The 22,297-nt window shown below is 39.8% G+C and carries 25 protein-coding genes, 1 tRNA gene and 1 other RNA gene; 17 read left to right on the top strand and 10 right to left on the bottom strand.

What is annotated here, in order from left to right; all coding sequences use genetic code 11:
• Positions 1 to 48 precede the first annotated feature (48 nt).
• Together HY987_RS00445 and HY987_RS00440 are read right to left on the bottom strand one after the other, a co-directional pair.
• On the bottom strand, positions 49 to 636 hold the full coding sequence (locus HY987_RS00445; RefSeq protein WP_292754264.1) for a hypothetical protein: 588 nt from the start codon (positions 634 to 636) through the stop codon (positions 49 to 51).
• Between the two features lie 48 nt (positions 637 to 684).
• Entirely contained in the window at positions 685 to 1,722 is a 1,038-nt protein-coding gene (locus tag HY987_RS00440) for a class I SAM-dependent methyltransferase family protein (RefSeq protein WP_292754261.1), read from the bottom strand.
• Positions 1,723 to 1,898: 176 nt separating this feature from the next.
• Between HY987_RS00440 and dph5 the strand changes: the two genes are divergently transcribed.
• From dph5 to HY987_RS00425, 3 genes are all read left to right on the top strand, one after another.
• Positions 1,899 to 2,684: a diphthine synthase gene (dph5, locus tag HY987_RS00435; RefSeq protein WP_292754259.1), complete on the top strand. Its 786-nt coding sequence runs from the start codon at positions 1,899 to 1,901 to the stop codon at positions 2,682 to 2,684.
• Positions 2,685 to 2,873: 189 nt separating this feature from the next.
• Positions 2,874 to 3,818: a DNA adenine methylase gene (locus tag HY987_RS00430; protein WP_292754257.1), complete on the top strand. Its 945-nt coding sequence runs from the start codon at positions 2,874 to 2,876 to the stop codon at positions 3,816 to 3,818.
• Positions 3,819 to 4,034: 216 nt separating this feature from the next.
• The gene (locus HY987_RS00425) at positions 4,035 to 4,604 is read left to right on the top strand and encodes a DUF1847 domain-containing protein (RefSeq protein WP_292754255.1); all 570 of its coding nucleotides are present in this window, start codon (positions 4,035 to 4,037) and stop codon (positions 4,602 to 4,604) included.
• 185 nt (positions 4,605 to 4,789) lie between these two features.
• Here the strand turns inward: HY987_RS00425 and HY987_RS00420 are convergent, their stop codons facing one another.
• Complete coding sequence (locus HY987_RS00420) at positions 4,790 to 5,008, bottom strand: hypothetical protein (protein WP_292754253.1); 219 nt, start codon at positions 5,006 to 5,008, stop codon at positions 4,790 to 4,792.
• A gap of 240 nt (positions 5,009 to 5,248) precedes the next feature.
• Here HY987_RS00420 and HY987_RS00415 point away from each other — a divergent pair, with 240 nt between their 5' ends.
• Together HY987_RS00415 and HY987_RS00410 are read left to right on the top strand one after the other, a co-directional pair.
• Positions 5,249 to 5,806: an ATP-binding cassette domain-containing protein gene (locus HY987_RS00415; protein ID WP_292754250.1), complete on the top strand. Its 558-nt coding sequence runs from the start codon at positions 5,249 to 5,251 to the stop codon at positions 5,804 to 5,806.
• Between the two features lie 169 nt (positions 5,807 to 5,975).
• Positions 5,976 to 6,554, top strand: a complete 579-nt coding sequence (locus HY987_RS00410; protein ID WP_292754247.1) for a class I SAM-dependent methyltransferase — start codon at positions 5,976 to 5,978, stop codon at positions 6,552 to 6,554.
• Positions 6,555 to 6,660: 106 nt separating this feature from the next.
• Here the strand turns inward: HY987_RS00410 and HY987_RS00405 are convergent, their stop codons facing one another.
• The gene (locus HY987_RS00405; RefSeq protein ID WP_292754244.1) at positions 6,661 to 7,389 is read right to left on the bottom strand and encodes an archaeosine tRNA-ribosyltransferase; all 729 of its coding nucleotides are present in this window, start codon (positions 7,387 to 7,389) and stop codon (positions 6,661 to 6,663) included.
• Between the two features lie 411 nt (positions 7,390 to 7,800).
• Between HY987_RS00405 and HY987_RS00400 the strand changes: the two genes are divergently transcribed.
• The 9 genes from HY987_RS00400 (at position 7,801) to HY987_RS00360 (ending at position 13,935) form a co-directional block, all read left to right on the top strand.
• Entirely contained in the window at positions 7,801 to 8,022 is a 222-nt protein-coding gene (locus tag HY987_RS00400; RefSeq protein WP_219304599.1) for a hypothetical protein, read from the top strand.
• Positions 8,023 to 8,288: 266 nt separating this feature from the next.
• A complete protein-coding gene (locus HY987_RS00395; RefSeq protein ID WP_292754237.1) occupies positions 8,289 to 8,534 on the top strand; it encodes a hypothetical protein in 246 nt (81 codons plus the stop codon).
• Positions 8,535 to 8,905: 371 nt separating this feature from the next.
• Complete coding sequence (gene hdrC, locus HY987_RS00390; protein WP_292754234.1) at positions 8,906 to 9,790, top strand: CoB--CoM heterodisulfide reductase subunit C; 885 nt, start codon at positions 8,906 to 8,908, stop codon at positions 9,788 to 9,790.
• 10 nt (positions 9,791 to 9,800) lie between these two features.
• Positions 9,801 to 10,697, top strand: a complete 897-nt coding sequence (gene hdrB / locus HY987_RS00385) for a CoB--CoM heterodisulfide reductase subunit B (protein ID WP_292754232.1) — start codon at positions 9,801 to 9,803, stop codon at positions 10,695 to 10,697.
• Between the two features lie 113 nt (positions 10,698 to 10,810).
• The gene (locus tag HY987_RS00380) at positions 10,811 to 11,080 is read left to right on the top strand and encodes a DUF749 domain-containing protein (RefSeq protein ID WP_292754230.1); all 270 of its coding nucleotides are present in this window, start codon (positions 10,811 to 10,813) and stop codon (positions 11,078 to 11,080) included.
• Entirely contained in the window at positions 11,073 to 11,618 is a 546-nt protein-coding gene (locus HY987_RS00375; RefSeq protein ID WP_292754227.1) for a DUF2096 domain-containing protein, read from the top strand. The genes HY987_RS00380 and HY987_RS00375 overlap by 8 nt, the downstream gene beginning before the upstream one ends.
• 225 nt (positions 11,619 to 11,843) lie before the next feature.
• Positions 11,844 to 12,518, top strand: coding sequence for a metallophosphoesterase (locus HY987_RS00370; protein WP_292754224.1), 675 nt, complete (start codon positions 11,844 to 11,846; stop codon positions 12,516 to 12,518).
• 123 nt (positions 12,519 to 12,641) lie between these two features.
• Positions 12,642 to 13,559 (top strand): 2-phosphoglycerate kinase, encoded by a 918-nt coding sequence (locus HY987_RS00365; protein ID WP_292754221.1) that lies wholly within the window; start codon positions 12,642 to 12,644, stop codon positions 13,557 to 13,559.
• A complete protein-coding gene (locus HY987_RS00360) occupies positions 13,537 to 13,935 on the top strand; it encodes a CBS domain-containing protein (RefSeq protein ID WP_292754219.1) in 399 nt (132 codons plus the stop codon). Before HY987_RS00365 ends, HY987_RS00360 begins: the two co-directional genes overlap by 23 nt.
• Positions 13,936 to 14,304: 369 nt before the next feature.
• On the opposite strand, the gene HY987_RS00355 is transcribed toward HY987_RS00360, so the two are convergent.
• The 3 genes from HY987_RS00355 to HY987_RS00345 form a co-directional block, all read right to left on the bottom strand.
• Positions 14,305 to 14,718: a hypothetical protein gene (locus tag HY987_RS00355; RefSeq protein ID WP_292754216.1), complete on the bottom strand. Its 414-nt coding sequence runs from the start codon at positions 14,716 to 14,718 to the stop codon at positions 14,305 to 14,307.
• 85 nt (positions 14,719 to 14,803) lie between these two features.
• Positions 14,804 to 16,027, bottom strand: coding sequence for an FprA family A-type flavoprotein (locus HY987_RS00350; protein ID WP_292754213.1), 1,224 nt, complete (start codon positions 16,025 to 16,027; stop codon positions 14,804 to 14,806).
• Positions 16,028 to 16,298: 271 nt separating this feature from the next.
• Positions 16,299 to 17,279 (bottom strand): inorganic phosphate transporter, encoded by a 981-nt coding sequence (locus HY987_RS00345; RefSeq protein WP_292754210.1) that lies wholly within the window; start codon positions 17,277 to 17,279, stop codon positions 16,299 to 16,301.
• 169 nt (positions 17,280 to 17,448) lie between these two features.
• On the opposite strand from HY987_RS00345, the gene ffs reads away from it, so the two are divergent.
• From ffs to HY987_RS00330, 3 genes are all read left to right on the top strand, one after another.
• Positions 17,449 to 17,764, top strand: an RNA gene (gene ffs / locus HY987_RS00340) — signal recognition particle sRNA.
• 229 nt (positions 17,765 to 17,993) lie between these two features.
• Positions 17,994 to 18,078, top strand: a tRNA-Ser gene (locus tag HY987_RS00335).
• A gap of 126 nt (positions 18,079 to 18,204) precedes the next feature.
• Positions 18,205 to 19,503 carry a hemolysin family protein gene (locus HY987_RS00330; RefSeq protein ID WP_292754207.1) on the top strand — a complete coding sequence of 433 codons (1,299 nt, stop codon included), beginning with the start codon at positions 18,205 to 18,207 and terminating at the stop codon, positions 19,501 to 19,503.
• 85 nt (positions 19,504 to 19,588) lie between these two features.
• On the opposite strand, the gene HY987_RS00325 is transcribed toward HY987_RS00330, so the two are convergent.
• Genes HY987_RS00325 through HY987_RS00315 form a run of 3 tightly spaced genes read right to left on the bottom strand, consistent with a single transcriptional unit; the run spans position 19,589 to position 22,209 of the window.
• The gene (locus tag HY987_RS00325; RefSeq protein WP_292754204.1) at positions 19,589 to 20,071 is read right to left on the bottom strand and encodes a VOC family protein; all 483 of its coding nucleotides are present in this window, start codon (positions 20,069 to 20,071) and stop codon (positions 19,589 to 19,591) included.
• Positions 20,072 to 20,104: 33 nt separating this feature from the next.
• Positions 20,105 to 21,019, bottom strand: coding sequence for a DNA-3-methyladenine glycosylase (locus tag HY987_RS00320; protein ID WP_292754201.1), 915 nt, complete (start codon positions 21,017 to 21,019; stop codon positions 20,105 to 20,107).
• A gap of 5 nt (positions 21,020 to 21,024) precedes the next feature.
• The gene (locus HY987_RS00315; RefSeq protein WP_292754197.1) at positions 21,025 to 22,209 is read right to left on the bottom strand and encodes a PLP-dependent aminotransferase family protein; all 1,185 of its coding nucleotides are present in this window, start codon (positions 22,207 to 22,209) and stop codon (positions 21,025 to 21,027) included.
• Between the last annotated feature and the right edge of the window lie 88 nt (positions 22,210 to 22,297).

The raw sequence follows: 22,297 nt of genomic DNA, 5'->3' as shown, positions 1-22,297 counted from the left end.
TTTAAATTTATTATTTTTTTCATTATGCGCGCTTTATTTTAAGTAATTTTAATCAGCAATTAATCTCTTTGATAAATCTACAAATGGTTCAGTTACATCCACCCCTGCCAGTTTCCCCATGGCCTTAAAAAATTCATCTGCAGATCTTTCTTCTAAATCCCAGCTTTTGCAGAAAATACTGTTTTGACCGTGTAAGATCTTTACCTGCCAGATGTCTCCGTCTGTTAGGATGTTATCTTCTTGAGGTATGTTCTCTTCAGTTGGAATGCCTTCGTTTTGGGAACCACATTCACAATTATCATCCTCGCAGTGACAATCTTCTTCCTCATGATCCCCTTGACATGATGAGTCTTCCTCATGATCCCCGTCACCTGATGAGTTTTCCTCAACTTCACCCGGCCAGTGACATTGCTCCCAGTCCCAGATCCCAAACTGATTTAGATCATCCCAGAACCGCTCCCATTTGTTTTCTTCTGGAATTGAGACCATGGTAATGTATTCATTCTTTTCGGAAAGATGAGAATCAGCTTCAGAAAAAAAGAAAAGCCTCCCATCCACAAATTTAAGTGAGTTATGTCCTCCTAAGTTAAATGAATATTCTACTTCCAATAATTTTGGAAACTGTTTATCTATCATAAAAAAAACTCCTGTATTTTATCAAGTATTCTATTACTTGCTATGTACTCATTTCCCGTTAATACGGGCATCAATGGCCACATGCCATACCCCAGGACTCCGGGACTTAACCTTCCGCATATCCAGTACTTCCACCTGACGTGGATAAGCTGCTTCTTCAACTCGTTTGATGGGATCTTCAAAGTCCCGGCTGAACTGGTAATAATTCAGAGTTCCCCCTGGCTTTAAATGTTCCACTGCCACTGGAAGGAACTCACAGGCCGTTCCAGGCAGGTTCATAATAATCCGGTCAGCTTGAACATCCAGATCCTTTAAAACTTTTGCCACGTCTCCCAGTATTGGGTTAATTTTGCCCTGCACCCGGTTCAGTTTGATGTTTTCTTTAAGGTAGTGAATTGCTTCTGGGTTAATGTCTACAGCGTAAATCTTCACATTCTGAAGATGAGGCCTCCGGGCAATGTTAATGGCAAAGGGACCCACACCGGTGAACATGTCAATAATTACCTCACCATCATGAACCTCATCACCGATGATCCTTCGTTCTGTGGCCAGACGGGGGCTGAAGTAGACGTTTTTCACGTCTAGCATAATACGGGAATCATATTCACGGTGGATGGTTATAGAAACATCCTCACCCGTAAGATGTTCCAGCTCACGGGTGCGGACAACACCCTTAATTGCACTTTTTTTACGGTAAACAGACCTTCTTTTGGTGAATTTAAGAGCTGCCTCACCAATAAGGTATTTTTCCTCCTCCAGACCATCAGGAATCTCCAGTATCACAACATCCCCTATGATATCGAAGGATTTTTTAAAGTCATCCATCTTCTCCAGGGGTATCTTTCCCTGGAGATAGTCTTCCATGTTACGGGGTCTCTTTTTAAGTTCTTCAAATTCAATTTCAACAACATTATCCTGGCAAAATCCTATTTCTTTTAAAAAATCATTATCTGGTTCTTGATTTAGAGGGAGGTACACATAATCATCAGAACGCTTGATCTTCCAGTTATGATCTAGGATTAAGTTCTCCTGTAGAAATAGTCGGATGCGGTTGGCTTCTTTTTTAGGGACCTTTAATCCAATCATGGGATTCCTCTAATTTTTTATTATAATCTTTAATATTTTATTTACAATCTTTTGGAGATTACTAATTTAACAAGATTACTAGTTAAGATTTATGTTAACTCTAAAATAAAATATTAACTTTAAAATAAAATTTTATAAACTTCTCATCCCATAATTAGATGTTGAAGGTGAAAAAAATGCTCTACCTGGTTGGACTGGGACTTTACGATGAAAAAGACATATCTTTAAATGGACTTGAGGCCATTAAATCCGCTGATGTTGTTTACGCTGAATTTTACACTGCACGTCTTTTTGGAGGTGATCTAAAATCACTGGAAAACCTGGCTGGAGTAACCATAAACATACTCCTCCGTGAAGAAGTGGAAGAGGAAAATTTACCGATAAAACAGGCAGAAACGAAGAACGTGGCATTTCTAACAGCCGGTGACCCATTAATGGCCACCACCCATTCTGATATCTTGATGGAAGCTCGGAAGAAAGGTATTAAAACCAGAGTTATACATGCCTCATCCATCCTTTCAGCAGCTCCGGGTATTGCCGGGTTACAGGCCTATAAATTCGGAAAAGTAACCACCATACCCAGACCGGAAGAAAACTATTTCCCCCACTCACCCTATCAGGTTATTGGAGAGAATAAGGAAATGGGACTGCACACTCTGGTTCTACTGGATATCCAGGCCCACCGGGATTATTACATGACTGCCAATAAAGGTCTGGAATACCTCCTGCGCGTGGAAGATGAGCGAAAGGAAGGACTCATAACTGAAGATACTCTGGCAGTGGTGATTGCCCGCGCGGGTTCCCCTGAACCTCTGGTCCGCGCAGACAGGGTGAATGTTTTAACTGAAGAAGATTTTGGAGGACCACTACACTGCATAATAATACCAGGGGATCTGCACTTTCTGGAGGCTGAGGGGCTGGTTATTTTGGCAGATGCACCAGAAGAAATCTTAGAAAGTTAAAGTTGTTATGTTAAGACTTTTGAGAAGATTTTATGAGCCGTTCCAGGGATTTAATATTATTTTAATATTTATCCCACTCATTATTAGATTGTATCAATACGTTTGCAGCGTAAAAATAAGATAAAATGATTAATCCTTCAGTTTAAAGATTAAATCTTTCAGTTTAAAAATAAGATAAAATAAGATAACATGGCAGTTAAAAAACTTAAAGAGAAGTTCAACGGTGCCAGACCATTCTTGAAATGGGCGGGGGGCAAAACTCAGCTACTTTTAGAACTTGAAAAAAGATTACCCCAATCCATACTGGAAAATGGGATTATTGAAATGTATGTGGAGCCCTTTGTTGGTGGGGGTGCCATGTTCTTCTACCTGAAAAACCAGTACCAGATTAATGATACCGTTCTCCTGGATGTTAATCCAGAGTTAATCATGGCTTACAGGGTGATTCAGCGGGATGTGGATAAACTCATCACCATCCTGGGGGAAATGGAAATCGAACACCTCCAGAAGGATGAAGTGCGAAGAAAAGAGAATTTTTACCGTATACGGACGGAATACAACCGGCAAATGCAGGTAATGGACTATCAGAATTATGCTGATGAATGGATCCAGAGAACTGCTTCTCTGATATTTCTGAACAAGACATGCTTCAATGGACTTTTTCGCCTGAACAGTAAGGGTGAGTTCAACGTACCCTTCGGCAGGTACAAGAATCCTACCATCTGTGATGAAGGAAACCTGCAGGCAGTTCACCAGGCACTTAAAAAAACAGAGATACTATGCGCAGACTTCACCCATGCCCAGCACTTCATTAAAAAAGACACATTAGTGTACATGGACCCTCCATATCGCCCCCTGAACAGCACTTCTCACTTCACCAGCTACTCCAGGGAAAGGTTCAGTGACCAGGACCAGGAAAAACTGGCACGTTTTTACAGGGAAATGGATTTAAAAGGAGCACACCTAATTTTAAGTAACAGCGACCCTAAAAATCATGACGTGGAAGATAATTTCTTTGATGAACTTTACCAGGGATATGAAATAGATCGAGTGCCTGCTAAACGAAACATAAACTCCAACACATCCAGCAGGGGCGAGATAAACGAATTAATCATCAGAAACTTCCAAGATTAAATTTGGATGATAAAATATATATTAAAGTCTAATTGAGTGAATTAAGTCTGATGTTGAAATCAATAAATTGGAGTTATTTCGATTTAGGTTGGGATTATTTGAATTTAGATCAGATAATGCCGGGATTTATGGATTATGGGGATTATAAGACTTTATTTAAATAATCAGATTGATCTATGATTTCCAGGATGATATGATGAATTAGGAGGGAATACCTTGAAATGTGCTTCCTGCACTAAGAAAGACTGTTTTAACGGCAAAGACTGTGTGGAGATTAGGGAAGAAATAAAAGAACTTTACTCAGGACGTGAAATTGATTTATTGAAATCATCTTCTGCCATCGAAGCCCGATACTACATGCAAAAAACCCGGATTGAAGAAGTCATTCTTTTTTCAAAGGAAATGAATTATAAAAAGATTGGATTAGCCTTTTGTGTTGGTTTAGAACAGGAATCCCACATGATACAGGAACTGTTCAAAAAACATTTTAAGATACACTCAGTTTGCTGTAAAGTATGTGGTATTAATAAGGTTGATTTCGAACTGGAACAGATTGATAAAAACGGTTACGAGGCCATGTGTAACCCTCTAGGGCAGGCATTAATTCTCAATGAAAAAAACACAGACCTCAACATCATAATCGGGTTGTGTATCGGTCATGACATACTGTTCACCAATCATTCGAATGCTCCAGTAACCACACTTGTTGTAAAGGATAGAGTGCTCGCCCATAACCCATTAGGCGCAGTATACTCAAAGTACTATCAAAATAAACTTACCCAGTGACTGGTCTGATCAATAGAATCCATAATGGTCAGATCATCCTTTATTTTGAGATCCCTCCAATTATCAAGGTCTATTTAACTCCCTCCAATTATCAAGGTCTATTTAACTCCCTCTAATTGGTAAGATTTTTTGTAAATCTTCTAATTTATTAAGGCTCGCATAAATCCTTCAATTTTTTAAAACCCCTACTCATTTTCAGAGCTCACATATTTATCAGTAAACTCACATTTTTCCACATTTTGCATGGGAATTAGTACTATCTTCCGTCCTGTCTCCTGTGCTCCGTAAATAATCTCGATTAAACCACGTTTTTCATGGATTTCAATGGATTCCACTCCAAACTCGCCTTTGCGAAAGTTATGTACACTTTCATTGATCATGCTCACTTCAATCCGGTCAATCATCTTTACCACCATCTTATCATGTTTATTTATCAATTTTCTAATTATAACTGATTTTAATCTATCTCTCATGGAATAAATTTACTTTCATTGAATGTTCATTGGAAACCCGGAAAAAAATAAAACATAATGAGATCCACTATTCTACAGGTGATGATTTTTTTATCATAGAGGAGTTTGGAAAATGAATGATATCATTATTGAAGCCCGAGAGGTCACCAGAGACTTTGGTGATTTCAGGCAGTGGATAAACTCAATCTTAAAATTAAAAGAGGAGAAGTTTTTGGCTTTTTAGGGCCTAACGGTGCCGGTAAGACCACTTCCATTAGTATTATGGTGGGACTACTACGCCCCACCAGTGGACAGGTCTTCATTGATGGAAGTGAAGTGGAAAAAGTGGAAAAGGGCACAATCGGCATCTGTCCCCAGGAACTGGTACTCTGGGATTTTTTAACCTGTAAAGAGAGCCTCATGCTTATGGGGGATATGTACGAGGTTCCCAAGGATGAATTAAAGAAAAGAGTGCAGAAACTCTTGGATGATCTTTTCCTGTCAGATAAGGCCGACACACTGATCACCCAGTTATCCGGGGGGTATGAAACGTCGCCTCAACCTGGCCCAACTTCTGGAACCAACCATTCCAGTTATATGACCTACTGTCATGGACTCATGTGCTCAACGCCCTCAGATCCACCCTCACCTATGGGTGTGGTTGGAGTGACATTTCCTACCAGGTGGGATGGGCAGTTCTGTAACCCTAATTCTATTCATGATTGGTGTGGGATTGTTTTCAAAAAATAGATTAAGGGCAGAAAACTGAAATTAATATAACCTACAAGATGTACATTTAAATCGCTAAAATAAGCATAGAATGAAATAAGTATTTAGAATGGATTTTATGTACTTAGTAGATCCGAGGTTAGTCAGATCAAAGTCTTGAACTTAGTAGATTACAGGAGTCATGATAGATATGCCGACAGAAAAACATGGCCACAAACACCATGGTAAATCCACTAGGGACATTCTGGATCCCACCCGTATTCTAGGGGCAATTGGATTGGATGAAGGTCAAATATTCATGGATGCCGGTTGCGGGGATGGATTCATTTCCCTGGCTGCATCGAAAATAGTTAAAGAAAATGGAAAGGTCTATGCACTGGATGCCTACCAGCCCAGTCTGGATGGTCTCAAAGATGAGATTAATGAACTTGAAATTGGAAACATGGAAGTCATACTGGCTGATATGACCATAACCATCCCCTTGGATGATAATCTAATTGATATGTGTGTCATGGCCAACGTGCTACATGGATTTGCCAGTGAAGGTACATTGGAACCGGTTTTAAGTGAAATAAGAAGAGTTTTAAAGCCAAATGGTACTTTTGCTGTGGTGGAGTTCATCAAGGCAGATGGACCTCCTGGACCACCATATGATGTTCGTTTAACCCCTGAAGATGTGGAAAATATCCTGGAAAAACACGGATTTAAGATAGGTGGTACAACGGAAGTTGGCAAATACCATTACCTGGTGGAATCCTTTAAAAAATAACTGGAAGGATGAGAATTGGGAAATGGTAAGTAAAATTAAGAAATTTTAGAAAAAATAATGAAATGTGGATGGTTGGCCAATGTTTGCCTAATACAAACGTGTAACTCTAATACAAAGGTGTGTAACTATCCACAAAACCCTTGTAATCCCGATCTAAAATCCTTAAAGCCGACATTGCCTCGGGAGAAGAACAGCATCGCTCTTCAACCAGGTTACGCAGGGTCCCGTTTTTAATATGGGCCCTCACTTCCCTCAATACGAAGTCCAGTGAGTTCCGGTTGTATTCTTTTAATTCTTCCAGGTTCAAATCATAAAGGGGATATTTTTGAAGGTTATAATTACTGTGAGGAGTTGTTATCACTCCTATATGGGCATAAAAATCTGCACTGGCATCTGTAAATAAATCCACACCCAGATAAACCAGTAGGGGTATGAAGTTCAGTTCTACGAAGGGGAAAAATAGGGCAGAGTTTGGGCTCATATTCTCCCGTAGACTGGAGATTATCTTCAGAAGATCCTGGGGTTTTCTCAGAAGATCTTCAGTGTTTGCCACCATAAAAAGCCGATAACCCAATTCTTCCAGTGCAGTGGCACATTTAAGGCGAAGATCAGGATATTTAGAACCATGAATCACAGCCATCTGGCTAACATCACCTTTTCCTGCATGATCCAGTGTGTTTTTCACAGACCATTCTGCCATTTCTCGAGGTACATCATAGGGCATGGGTTCATCTGGAACCATTAACTCCTGACTGGATTGTAAAATATTCGGTGTTTCAGTAGTCTGGTATTTACCCTGCCTTGCTGGTCCGTCGTGTAATTTTATTTCTAACATGTTATAACCTAAATGTGATATTTACTAAGTTTTCATACTAAAATCCATATAAAATACTACTATGAGATTCACAGAAGCTGATATTAGTATGGACAGTATGGTTAAAGAGTTTTTTCTTGCCAAAAACATACGTGAATCAACAAAAAACCATTATCTTATTCGTTTACGTTATTATTGCAGTTTTATTGGCAAAACACCAAGTCAAATGGCGAGCCCCCTTGTCCATACTAGGGGGGGTGATTTGAGGGTATTTCTTTGAGATAATCTGAGATTAAGAAATTTTAATAATTATTTAATATTAGGCCACTATTGTAAAAATCATTATTTTAGTAGTTTCAGTTTTAGGATTGAGTAAAAAATATTAATTAGTTAAACCAATTGTAATATATAAAGTATTGGAGGTAGAAAAAAATGGCAAATCCTATATTGGCCCTGATTATATCTTTCTTTTTGCCGGGTATTGGTACGGTGTACGCTGGAAATATAATGAAGGGGATAATAATTTTCATCGTAGCATTGATATTAGGAGCCTTAGCAACAATCTTTTTATTGGGAATCATTGCATATATACTCTACATCATTGTTTGGCTTTACGGTATGTACGATGCTTACACAACTGCTAGTGCTACATAAGTTAAATATTTCTTTTTTTCTTTATGAATCTTGAATTTTTTTTATATGGGAATGAGATTTTCTTATAAAAAAAAATTAGTATTTAATTGGGGATTTAAATCGTTCCAAACATTAAATTAATATCTATTTTTAAATATCTCATTTTAACTATTTTCAAAACTTCAATAAATCAGGAACTGACGCACTACCCCTTTTTAATAATAAGAATTATAGTATAATAATATAAGGATTCAATAAGGTACCGTTTGTTTAAAAGGGGTGTAATTATGCGTAGTGAACAGGATAAGGATGTATTTGGGAATGTAAAGCCAAAAGGAAAAGGAAAAGAAATTAAGAAGGATATATTGGGAAACATAATCCATGACGAATCTAAAGAGGTTAAGAGGGATGCGTACGGGCAAGCGATAACTCAAAAATCAGAGAATGAAGTTAAAAAACCCACGAAAGAACCTAAAAGAGATGTGCGTGGTAATGTAATCCATGAAAGCAATCAAGAGAACGAAGAGGATTAAATAATATCTACCAAACCGTTTACACTTGGAGGAGACCTTAGAATACGGATACGTTACAAACCTTTACAAAAAACTATTATTCAACTAAAAAAAGATGAGTAAATGGCCTCGGGCGGCCATAGCAGAATACTTAGATTAACTGGAAATCATATTAAATAAGAATATTTTAATAAGGAATCTTACTTTCAGATATTTTTTTTTATTCAGATATATCTCACGAACATGAACATATCCCATCAATTCTAGTGTAACCCAAAAGGTTACACTCGACCAATTTTTAGCAACCTTTATATATCTCTATATCCAAGACTTTTAACTGGAAATCACATGGTTTTCCAAGAGAACCGTAGGATGACCGGGGCGTGAATATAATGAGCTTTTTAGATCGCTTAAAAAACGTATTTAGTGGCGGAGAAGGGCCAGAAAAGAAAGATCAAGCAGCAAAATCAGAGACTGAAAAGCCCCCGGTTGAAAAAGAAACAGCAATACAAGAGACAGCCGAAGAAAAACCAAAAACAGAAACTCCAGCAACCGAGGAAGAGTCCTCCAAAACAACAACTGCAGAAACACAAGAAACAGAAAAAGCAAAAAAATCAGAACCTGATACAGAGACTAAAGAAGAAGTTAAACCGGAAATGGCTGAAGCTGAAGAACCAGTGAAAGCAAAAGATAAGCCAAAAAAAGAAAGGAGTGAAAGCATGACTTTACTGCAAACTGATGAAAACTTAATAACTCGTGCAGATGTAGATGAAGATTTCAAACAGGAAATCATGGATGCTGGCGCAGAGTCAGTGGCAATATGTTTCCAGTGCGGGACCTGTACTGGTGCCTGCCCATCAGGAAGGAGAACCCCTTACAGGATAAGAGGAGTAGTCCGAAGGGCTGTAATGGGACTCAAAGAAGATGTTATATCTGATGATTCCATCTGGATGTGTACCACCTGTTACGAATGTCAGGAAAGATGCCCACGTGGAATTAAAATCGTGGATATTGTGAAGATCATCCGAAACCAGGCTGCAGCAGCCGGATACATGGCACCTGCCCACAAAATGACTGGATTATTCGTTACAAAAACCGGCCACGGTGTACCAATTAACGACGCTACCATGGCACTGAGAAAAAGTGTTGGTCTAGATGAACTACCACCAACAACCCACCAGTTCCCAGAAGCATTGGAAGAAGTTCAAACAATAATCAAAGCCACAGGTTTCGACAACCTCATAGGCTACAACTGGGAAACCGGAGAACTAGAATAAGGTGATAAAAATGGCATTCGCATATTTCTTAGGATGTATAATGAACAACAGGTACCCTGGAATTGAAAAGGCAACCAGGATCATGTTTGACCAGCTGGACATCGAACTACAGGATATGGAAGGAGCATCATGCTGCCCAGCACCAGGAGTATTTGGATCATTTGACCGAACCACCTGGGCTGCCATAGCCGCCAGGAACATAACCATCGCTGAAGAACAGGGTAACGACATCTTGACCGAGTGTAATGGATGTTTCGGATCACTATTCGAAACCAACCACTTGCTCCACGAAGATGAACAAATGAAGGAAAAGATCAATGGTGTTCTAGCAGAAGCTGGCCGGGAATACAAAGGTGAAATAAACGTACGACACTTCGCTGAAATTCTCTACAATGATGTAGGACTGGACAAACTGGCAGAAGCTGTTACCACTCCATTAAACCTCAACGTAGCTGTACACTACGGTTGCCACTTCCTCAAACCAAGCGCAGAAATCGAGATCGACGACCCAATCCAACCAACCATCCTTGATGAACTGGTGGAAGTTACCGGAGCAAAATCCGTACCATACAAGGACAAAACGATGTGCTGTGGAGCCGGCGGAGGGCTACGTTCCCGTGACATCGATGTGACATTATCATACACCCGTGAAAAACTCCAGAACATGAAAGAAGCAGGAGTAGACGCTATTGTAAACGTCTGCCCATTCTGCCACTTACAGTTTGATGTAGGACAGACCGAAGTCAACAAAAACTATGGTGACAACTGGGACATACCTGTTTTCCACCTGGCACAACTCTACGGACTGGCAATGGGAGTCAGCAAAGAAGACCTAACAGTTGATGCTCACCAGATCAGCGCGGACCCTGCCCTTGCAAAACTGGATGAAATTACCGGTGGAGAATAAATCAATTCTCCCTTAATTATTTTTTTTACCCATAAGTTTTTTATTTTTCAAAATACTAATTAGATACTAATTTTAACTAAAAATTAATGGATAATATATAAAGAGGTGTTTTTTTGTTCGTAGCAACTCTAGCCGGAGTTTTCAAATACACGGAATTACCGGAAAAATACGGTCCTTTTGTACAGTACAAAGCATCAATAGAAGATAAAACAATTAATGATAATGACGACATAGCCATCCTGGATATTAGTGGCACCGAAAGCGTGCACGTACTGTTTTTAGACTCCTATGAAAATTTAAAAGAGATCGATGAGGAGCTTCAGGCAGCCGATGCCAAACTCAATCACCGTTCCAAACAGGTTCTGGAAGGTTACTATGAGTGAATTACCAGCAGAACAGACTTGGCTGGTACTGGTGGAACTTCTCACTGATCTTAGAAAGAAGGAAATGGAGATTCCCAAAGAAATCACCAAAAATATCCGGATGGCTAAAACCACCATCAACTTTTACAAGGTGGACCCCACCGACCCTGAAAGACAGGTAGAGGTAAAACGAATCAATGAATTTCTAACCTCAATCCAGAATTTTCTTATGGGTATGGCAGAAGAAGTAAGTTCAGAATATGCTGATAAATGGATGGATAAACTTTTAAGAGCCTCCAGAGGAGAAGTAGTATATCCTCAGAAGAAAACCAACTCCAAATTCGTGGTAGGCGCCCCTTCCGGATTTTCCATGGTCCGAATGAACTTCAAAGCCCCCCTCTCCGAGGACAGGGTTCAGGAAATCGCCGAATACGAGAATGTTATCATTGAATTTGAGGAAGATACCCTGGTAGTGGTATACGGAGACAAAGAAAATATTAAAAAAAGCCTCCAGGAACTTTCTTCATTCTTCAAGGAACAGCTAAGAGAAATGGAGTAAATAACAGACTCTGACTATTCTGGGACTAAAAGACTGGACAAAATATGAGTTAAAAAACGGATTTAATAAAAAACTGGATTTTATTTAACTTGATATCATTTTAGTAACTAGTCATTTTAGATGAAAACTAGTCATTTTAGATGAAAATCATAGATCATTTAATTATGTACTAAACTCAACTTTAGTACCAAACTTCAATTTTTTAAACATTCAAGGAGAAGACCTATGAAAATCCTTGCTGTAAGCGATCTCCACGGTGATATAAAACCCATTATTACCTATCTTAAAGATAACAAGGTGGACCTGATAATCATAGCCGGCGACATAACCCATTTCGGCCCTCCAGAGTTAGGAGAGGATATGTTGAATGAAATCAGTTCATTCGATGTACCGGTACTGGCCATACCCGGTAACTGTGATCCCGGATCAATGCATATCAATATCGACCAATCTCAAGCCATAAATATCCATGCCCGGAACCTGGTAATTAAGAACATAGGAATATGCGGTTTCGGAGGATCTAATCCCACACCCTTTGACACTCCCCTTGAATTTGAGGAGATCCAAATCTATGATGAGGCAAAAAGGGCCATTGAAGGGATCAAAGAACAGGAAATAACTCTTTTTATCACTCATGCCCCACCATATGACACTAAAACTGACCTCTTGCCTTCAGGGGTGCATGTGGGTAGTAAGAGCCTGCGCAAAATAATTGAAGAAATGCAACCTACCGTGAATATCTGCGGTCACATACACGAAGCACGTGGTACTGATAAGATTGGTAACACCACCATCGTGAACCCCGGACAAGTATCCCATGGCCATGCATGTTTAATTCAAATTTCTGATGCTCAGGGAGCTGGAGAAGTTGAAACCGAAATAATAAAACTTCAAAGTTAATAAATAGCTCTTTAATATTTCTGTGATAAAAAAATCCACACAGAAAATGATTTAAATGATGTTGACAAATAATATCTTGATTTTTAAATCTCTACAATGCCCACATATTGAGGTGAGGTTACTATGATAATGGTTGAAGGAGAAGTAAGCGGGAAAAAATACAGGGAACCCTTTTCAAAGGGAGTTTTAGCCAGGTCTTTAACCCGTGCTGAGATGGATCCCAACAAGGCCTACACTTTCTCTTCCCAGATAGAAGCCCAGCTCAAAAAAGATGGTGTAACCCTAATCAAACTGGATGACCTGGTGAATGTCGTCCGTCAAAGGCTCAAAGATGAGGACAGTGAAGTAGCTGTTCAATATGGCCTCTGGAAAAGGATAAGGAAGTGTCAAGACCCGTTAGTTATTCTCATAGGGGGTTCTTCAGGAGTGGGAACTTCTTCCATAGCATTTGAGGTGGCCAACAGGCTGGGAATCCGTAACATGATCAGCACTGACATGATACGGGAAGTAATGCGTAAAATCGCATCCAAAGAGCTCCTACCCACAATCTATGAATCCAGCTACACCGCCTACCGTTCCCTGCGCATACCTCCACCACCTGAACTGGATGAGGTGTTAATAGGTTTCAGGGACCATGTGGACACAGTGAGCGTGGGCGTGGAGGCGGTTATTGAACGATCCATAACCGAGGGTATTAGTATTGTTATTGAAGGAGTTCACATAGTGCCCGGATTCATCAGGGAAGACCTGGTTTCCCGGGACAACGTGCATATGTTCATTTTAACCCTGGAAGATGAAGAAGTGCATAAAGGTCGTTTTTACTCAAGATGCAGGCAACAATGGGCAAGAAGGCCTCTTGAAAGGTATATGAACTATTTTGGGGCCATTAGGAGAACTCACAAATACTTTGAGAGTCAGGCCAACAAATACCATGTTCCGGTGATTGAAAACATTGACATCACCACGACCATTGAATCGATTATTGAAGATATTACCAAAACCTATGGAAGTGAAGACCATGTTACAGAGACTAAAGGTTAAGGATGTAATGAGCCAGACGGTTATTACAGTCCCGCCTACTGAAGATGTTGTATTTGCCTTTGAAAAGCTGATGAAGCATAAAATAAGTTCACTACCCGTAGTGGATGATGGTGGGAAACTGGTGGGCATAGTTACTGCCACCGACCTGGGCCACAACCTGATACTGGATAAATATGAACTGGGAACCACTGTGGAAGAAGTTATGGTTAATCAAGTGATATACGTATCACCTGAAGATAACCTGGCCACCGCAGTGCGCAAAATGCATGAATACGGTTCAGATGAGGGTATAATCAACCAGCTGGTAGTCCTGGATAATCACAAACTGGTGGGTATTGTTTCTGATGGGGATATAATAAGTTCCATTGAACTATAAAATCCACGAAGGTTAATTAACGGTTTAATTTTTTTCTCCGGTTAATTTCTCTAGACTTTAAACTATTCAATTAAAATAAATTTTTCGACATTCTCCTGATATGTGTAGTCAGATAGGAAAAATTGTAGTTTCAGATGGAGAAAATAAATCCTATAAAATAAATCCTATAAAATAAATCCTATAAAATAAATTGTCCATAAAATATAAGAATTAGTTTAAAAATAAGGGGGGAAATGTTTTCTTAAAATAGGTAATCATCTTATGGAATACCTTTTTAAAGAAATACCTTTTTTATTTTAGTTCTAGATTGTTCATCCCTTTTTAGATGGGTTATCTCTTATTTAAGATGGTTTATTCCTTTTAGATGGTTTATCCCTGGGGAGTCACCCGTGGTTTGAAGGAATCACATAAATTAGGAAACTTCTTGGTTAATTCCATTTCCAGTTTTTCGATGATCTCCTCTTCTATCTCTGGACTTTTTAGAACAGAAACAGAAAAAGAATCTGAACTTAGATTAACACTTATGTTTTCTTCCCCTATGTTAAATTCCATGGGAATGGATTTACCAGCATCAAGTGTTCGGACCATATCTGCCATGATCTCATCACTTATCTTGAGCAGTTTCTTCCCCTGTGGTGTGTAGGTTTCAGTTTCAGTCTCTATCCTCTTTATCCTGAAGGGAGCACAGCCTTCAGTTCGGGCAGCCTTACGGTTAGTCCAGAATATGGTCACCATCACTTTTTTCTCATTGTCCAGTCCACTTTCAAAATCCACTGACTTCATGATTTAACCCTCCTTTATCAATAAATTTTATTTACTCAGCAGAATACAGCAACTCCCCTTAAGAAGGGGATCAAAGGGGATCACTTTACATTTCTTTAATCTTCTGGGCCATCTGCTGACCTATCTGGTAACAGTTATCAAGCTGGTCCCCGGTGGGTACATAATTAACCTCATATTTGTCCAAAACTTCAAATCCACATTTAGTCAGTGTCTCTGCCACTTTATCTACGGCTTTACCACTCCATCCCTTGGAGCCGAAGGTAACGGCCAGTCGTTTTAATCCTGTGCGCTGGAAGCTCAATCCCTCCAGGTAGTAGAGCAGATCTCCCGCACTGGGGTAGGGTCCATTGAATAATGTTGGAATCCCCAGAAGCAGGGCTTTACTGTCCAGGATGTCGTTAACCATCTCACTGCGTTCATCAGTGTGCATGAAGTACATGATTACATCCACTCCTTCACTCATCAGTCCCTCTGCCAGGGCGTGGGCCATCATACGGGTGGAATAATGCATGGTGTCATAGATGATGGTGGCCTTATCCCTGCACTTTCCAGTGGCCCAGTTACTATAGGCAGTGAGTATCTTGGAAGGATCAGTCCATATCTGCCCATGGGAGGGGGCGATCATGTTGATCTTATCCAGTAACCCCAGTTCCTTAACTTCTTCCAGCTTACGCACCACCAGCATGGAGGCCGGTGTTACCAGGTTGGCGTAGAATTTCTGGGCAGCATTCATCAGCACGAATTCTGGTATCTCATGATCGAACCTTTCTCTGAAGCAGAGGTGCTGGCCAAAGGCATCGTTGGAAAACAGTATACCCTCATCCAAGAGAAGGGTGAACATGCTATCTGGCCAGTGGAGCATCTTGGCATCCAGAAAGGCCAGGGTACGACCACCCACTTCCAGAGTGTCCCCGGTTTTAACCGGATGGAAATCTGCACCTTCCAGCCCAGGGTAGTGCAGTTTTAAACCATTAATTGCCACATGACTACAGTATATGGGTGCATCAGGGAAGCGTTTATGAATCTCAGTCAGGGCTCCGCTGTGGTCCTTTTCAATATGATTCTGTATAATAACATCTACCTTCACTTCCCTGTTTTCCTGGGCAAAGGCATCTTCAATTCGACCCCATAACTGAGCTGAAGAACCAGGATAGGTGTTATCTATCACCGCAACCTCTTCATCTCCAAACACTAAAAAAGCGTTGTACGTGGTTCCTTTCAGGGTGTAACCGTGATAGTCTCGAATATCCCAGTCTATTACTCCAATCCAGTACACTCCTTCTGCAATTTTAACAGCATCTGCTTTCATTATTTCCCTCCTGAAAAAATTTTGAAACTCGTGATCTATAACTTATTAATTATTTGCAATTTACATCATATATTTTTATTTCCGGATATTTGGAATTCACCAACAGTAACAATAAGTACTGGAAATCGCTGAAAAAGATATTATTGAAATAATTTAAATATTTAAAATATAGTTAAAATAATTCCTATTTAAAAAATAATTCTGAAAAGTCTTTAAATCACTTAATTCTGCAACGTCTTTAAATCACTTAATTCTTAATGTATTCAAATCACTACAAAAACAGGTTCATTATAAAGTATAATAGAATAGAAAGGGCAATGCAAGCTGGAATGGTCACAATCCACGTGGTGGCAATATTTTTTATAACATCCAGTTTAATGGTACGAGTACCCCGGGCCAGTCCCACTCCAATAACAGTTCCCACCAGGGTTTGAGTAGGGGACACAGGCATTCCCAGGGTGGCGAAGATGAAAACCACCGAAGCAGCAGATATCTGGGCTGCAAAACCCCTTGAAGGGATTAAATCAGTTATCCTCCGCCCAACAGTATCGGTGATCCTTCCCCCTGCTATCAGGATTCCAAGGACAATCCCCAAGGCTCCGATTAGTTTAATATCAAACCCGGCACTCGTTCCGAAGGTATAATAGAGCACTCCAGTGGCCACTGCGATATCAATGGCCCCCACATTCAGTGCTGCAAATGCAGAGCTGCCAATCTGGAGGTAGGAGAAAATTTTCTCCAGACGACCCTTAACTGCAATATCCTTAACTTTATCTAAAAATGCACTTTTAAGGAGGTAATACAGTATAAATCCTATTGCCATCCCTATCATGGGTGATAACACCCAACTGGCCAGTATAAGGCCCAGGACATTGAGGTTCATACCGCTAATACCCACACTGACCAGGCCGTAACCAAAAACAGCACTGATAATGGCATCTGAACCAGATATGGGTATTTTTTTAATGATAGTTATGGTTATCCACAGTGCCGCTGCCAGGGTGATAATGAATGCTCCGGTGGCAGGTAGCATGTCTGCGTTGATTATTCCACTGCCCACAGTTTTTATCACATTATTTCCCAGATACATTGCACCTATAAATTCAAATATCGCACCCAGTATCAGGGCTTTTCGCATGGTGAGGGATCCACTGCCTACCGCAGTTCCCACTGAGTTTCCAATGTCATTGGCAGCGATATTGAATGCCATGTAGACACTGATAACCACGCCGATTATAAGGAGCCATTCCATGTATAATATTATGATGAGATGGTTGAAATATTTTTAACTGGGAATTTATTTTCAGCATGAAGGATGTTTAAACTTGTGAATGTGTTGATTTTAACTAGGATTCCATTTTTTTTTGGGAGTGATGATCTCATGTGGATCGTAAGTTTAAAATACCATCAATACCAACATTAACTGGGCTAGACTGGAGGGTCAGGGGTCCTCTGTAAGCGCACATCCCCTATATGGTGCAGTCGAAGTTCAAGGGGCGGCAGTTTAACTGGGTGTTGGCCCAGGATCTCAACGTCGAAACCTCGTCCCGCAGGATCAGTGGTGGCAGAGTCTCGGCTGGAGGGCCGGGGTGAACTGCCTTAACCAGGGGAACGGGTCAGGTCTGGAAAGAAGCAGCTCTACCTTAGACAGCTGATGCTTGTGGAGTAGCGGGGTGGAGTTGGAATCCTGGATCACCAGCATCCATGAGAACTGTCCACCCTTGAACATGCCCACTTAAACTTATAGAAGAGGTTTCATCCAAAACATGTTTGGTATTTAATATTAAACCAGGGATATATTCAAAAAAATATGGGTATTCAAAATAACATGGATATCTCAAAATTAGTTTGATAAAAAAAATTTGGATGAAAGGTTTGCCTTTTGAGTACTAGCTTAAACCTTTAAATAGTAGATTAGACAATGTTTTGATTACCCTACTTTTTTAATTAAATACATAAAATCAATGCAGGGGTGGCCCAGCCTGGTACGGCGTGGGACTGCTAATCCCATGATCCTTTGGATCACGCGGGTTCAAATCCCGTCCCCTGCGCTTTAATCATTAAATATAACCAACATAATTTTTAGTTAATTTAAATATAATAAATCTAAATCAATTAAAATCATAAATAATTAATTAAAAATAAAATCATATTCTAAAAAAATGTTGGGATAAGCAATGGAATTAATATACCTTGAAATTTTAATCATTCTGTTTTTAATAGTCTTAAATGGTGTTTTTGCTCTTTCTGAAATTGCAATAATCACTTCTCGAAGAATTAAACTGCAAAAAATGAGCCAAGATGGAAATAAAAATGCAGACATTGCCATTGAGCTTTCAGAGTCACCTAATCAATTTTTATCCACAGTACAAATAGGTATAACACTTATTGGTATTTTAGCAGGTGCTTTTGGTGGTGCTACCATTGCACAAACCATTTCCAGCAATCTGGAGGGTGTAGCCTTTTTACAACCCTACAGTGAAGCCCTTGGATTTTTAGTAGTGGTTTTGATTATTACCTATTTGTCCCTGATAGTGGGGGAACTGGTTCCCAAGAGAATCGCCCTAAACAATCCAGAACAGATCGCTGTAAAAATTGCTAAACCCATGAAATACATTTCAAAAATCACATCCCCTCTAGTTGTTTTACTCAGCTTTTCCATGGAATTAGTTCTCAAAATTCTTCAAATAAAAGAATCCAATGAAGAAAACGTTTCAGAGGAGGAGATTAAACTTTTAATTGAGGAAGGAACTCAAACTGGTGAGTTTGAGAAAACAGAGGAAGATATAATTAAAAGAGTGTTCATGCTGGACGATAGAAGGGCTAGTTCACTCATGACTCCCAAAACTGGAATAACATGGCTTGATGTTGATGAATCGGTAGCAGATATCAAATCAAAAATAACTGAAAGTAAAAGGGCAATGTTCCCAGTGGGAAAAAATTCACTGGATAATTTTTTGGGTGTAATACAGTTAAAGGATCTTTTTGAGGTGGAAATTGAGGATGGAGTCAATCTTCAAGAATACATAAAAAGCCCCATCATTGTCCCGGAAAGTTCCGATGTTCTGGACATTCTCAACCTGTTTAAAGAATCCAAAGACAACGTGCACATGGCAATTGTGGTTGATGAGTACGGAAGCATCGAAGGATTGATTACTCTTAACGATATATTAGAGGCAATTGTTGGGGAAATTCCTGCTATTGATGAGCCAGATGAACCAAAAGCAGTTCAAAGACCAGATGGAAGCTGGTTAATGGATGGTGCAATATCTGTAGAAGAATTCAAGGACATATTAAATGTTAAAAATTTACCTGGTGAAGAGATGGGAGTTTATCAAACATTAGGTGGGTTTATATTGGATTATTTAGGTAAAATACCCGATACTGGGGAATCATTCCAGTCGGGGGATGTTAATTTTGAAGTAGTAGATATGGATGGCCATCATATTGACAAGGTTCTGGTTTATCATACCTAACTAATTTGACCAGGTTCTGGTTTAATCCTACCTAAACTAATCTACCCCTGATTTTGAGATAATTTAAATAATTATCCTCTAAGGATCATTTTTTAACTTCCAGAACCATCTCCACGAACTCCACAGGCATCGAAGACCTTTCTGCGATCTCTTCTGTGGAAAAACCCTGGGCGGCGAATCTCTTCACCACAAATTCCAGGGGTTCACCCACCTCTATTATGTAATCATCAGGGTCATAAAAACGCATAACCCTCTGCCCCCATAGTTGTTCCCTAATTCTGTGAACAAATTTAGTATCAGTTGACTCTAATTTTTCATGAATACCATCCAAATCATCTGATTCGAAGTATAATTCCATGAAGTTCTTCTCACACGCGGTGTTGGTAGTTGGGGATTCCCCTAAAAGCTCCTGGTAGTGTTCAGCATCATGAATGGCAAAACCTCCCTTAAAAGAGACATTAGCCCCGTGATCTAGTTCCACGTCCTGATTCAGGACCTCTTCATAAAACTTTCTTGATTTTTCAATATCTTGCACTGTGATTAAGGGACAGATATATTTTATTTTCATCTAAAATTCTCCTAAAATTAATGATAATTACAATCAGATATCCATTAACTCTGCCACAATCAAATAATAACTAGCGAGTCCCCTCCATTTTCCCCATGAACTGGCAATTTCCCGGACTTCTTCAGCGGATATCTTTTTATCATCATGGTAAAAATGAGCTATAACTCTCTGCAATCCAATATCATCTGCGGGAATTGCATCCAATCTGCACAATCCCCTAAGCAGTGCCAGTTCAGCAGTCCAAATACCAATACCCCTTATTTTTGTCAGTTCGTCTATCATTTCCTGGGTGGTACTCATCTTTTGAAGGGATTTTAGATCCACCTCTTTGTTTATTATATTCAATGATAAATCCCGAATATATTCTGCTTTCCTGTAACTCAGACCACATTTTCGAAGTTTTTCAAGGTCTAAATGGGCTAAATCCTCTGGTGAAGGGTAAGAATAATATTTCTGACCATAACTGTAAATACACGATCCGAACTGTTTTATCAAACGGTTTCCTATACTATGGGCTGCTTTTAGGGATATTTGCTGTTCAATGATGGAGTCGGTAATTGCCTCAAATAAAGTGGGTGTGGATGGATTTTTAAGACCGTAAAGCTTGCCAGTGATCCGGGCCATGGTATCATCAGATTTTATCGCTTCATAAAAAGGATGAAGGTCTAAGCCGAGGTTAAAAATTTTATGAACCATCTGGGGAACTGAATTTAGAATATCCTGAGATAATTCATCTTTTGATCCCACACTTACCCTAAGTTCAGGATTTTCCACTTCTCCCACGGACTCAATGTATAAAAGCATTGGTTTTTGCTTGATATTGATAGCCTGCCAGAAATGATTATTGGCATATTTTTTTATATTTTTATCTCCATTAGAAAATATTCTGGAGCTAAGGTCAAAATCAAATGGTGCTTTGGCCTTTATATTAAAAGTGGATTGGTACATTTTTTTTATTTCTTCACATCCTGAAGTTTTTCAATGGATTTTCCCAACCTTTTCATCCCTTTTATTATTTCTTCCTCACTGCTGTTGGAGAAATTCAGTCGCATGGTATTTTTTTCCGGGCTTTCAGTGTAGAATGTTTCACCAGGTACAAATGCAACTTTTTCTTCAAGTGCCAGTTCAAACAAATCCATTGAAGACATACCTTCAGGTAGAGTAACCCATAAAAACATCCCACCCTCAGGAGCAGTGTGTTTAACCCCCTCCGGCAAGTATTCCCTAATGGACCGAACCATCTCGTCCCTCTGGGACTTGTAGAGTTTCCTTATCTTCTGTATATGGCCATCAACCTCGTTATCCTGAAGGTACTGGTAGACCACCCTCTGGGTGAAGTAGTTGGAGTGAAGATCCGATGCCTGTTTGGCAGTGATCAGTTTATCCATAACCTCAGGTGGAGCTACTATCCAGCCCATCCTCATACCCGGGGAGACGATCTTGGAGAAAGTCCCGAAAAGGATTGAATCCGGTAGTTGGGACTTGATGGGTGGTATTTCCTCTCCCATGAACCGTATCTCACCATAGGGGTTGTCCTCAACCAGAATGGTGTCGTGTTCGGTGAGAATTTCTGCAACCTTCTCTCTTTTATCTCGTGAGTAGGTTATTCCCGTTGGGTTCTGGAAACTGGTAACTGAGTAGAAGAGTTTGATATCTTCCTCTTTCAATATGTTTTCCAGGGCCTTGGTGTCCACCCCGTCTGATAGAAGAGGCACGGAATGGAATCGTGGTTCATACAGACCAAAAGCCTGTATTGCCGCCAGATATGTGGGTCTTTCCATAACCACTCCATCATCACGGTCTAAGAAAATCTTCCCCACTAGATCCAGGCACTGCTGGGAACCATTGGTTATCAGAATATCATCAACTTCCACTTTCAGACCCTGCCGTTTATATCGCTGGGCTATGAGTTCCCTTAAAGGACGGTAACCCTCAGTGGTGCTGTACTGGAGAACCTTCTCCCCGTCTTCAGTCAGAACCTTGGATGTGGCATCTTTTATTGCCTCCACAGGGAAGGACTGGGGATTGGGAAGTCCACCAGCAAAGGAAATCATATCATCATCATCGGTTACTTTCAGGATTTCCCTGACAAAAGACCTTGGTATCTTATTCATGCGACGAGCAAATGGGTAATTCATAAAAAATCCTCTTAATTCATTGTTAAATTGAATTAAATTCTATTAAATCAAACATTAACTAAATTATGTTTATCCAAACTTATATTAT

Origin of the sequence: Methanobacterium sp. (assembly GCF_016217785.1) — an archaeon.
Classification (GTDB): Archaea; Methanobacteriota; Methanobacteria; order Methanobacteriales; family Methanobacteriaceae; genus Methanobacterium.
The sequence above is the reverse complement of the archived record's forward strand: the minus strand, read 5'-3'. Positions and strand labels throughout refer to the sequence as shown.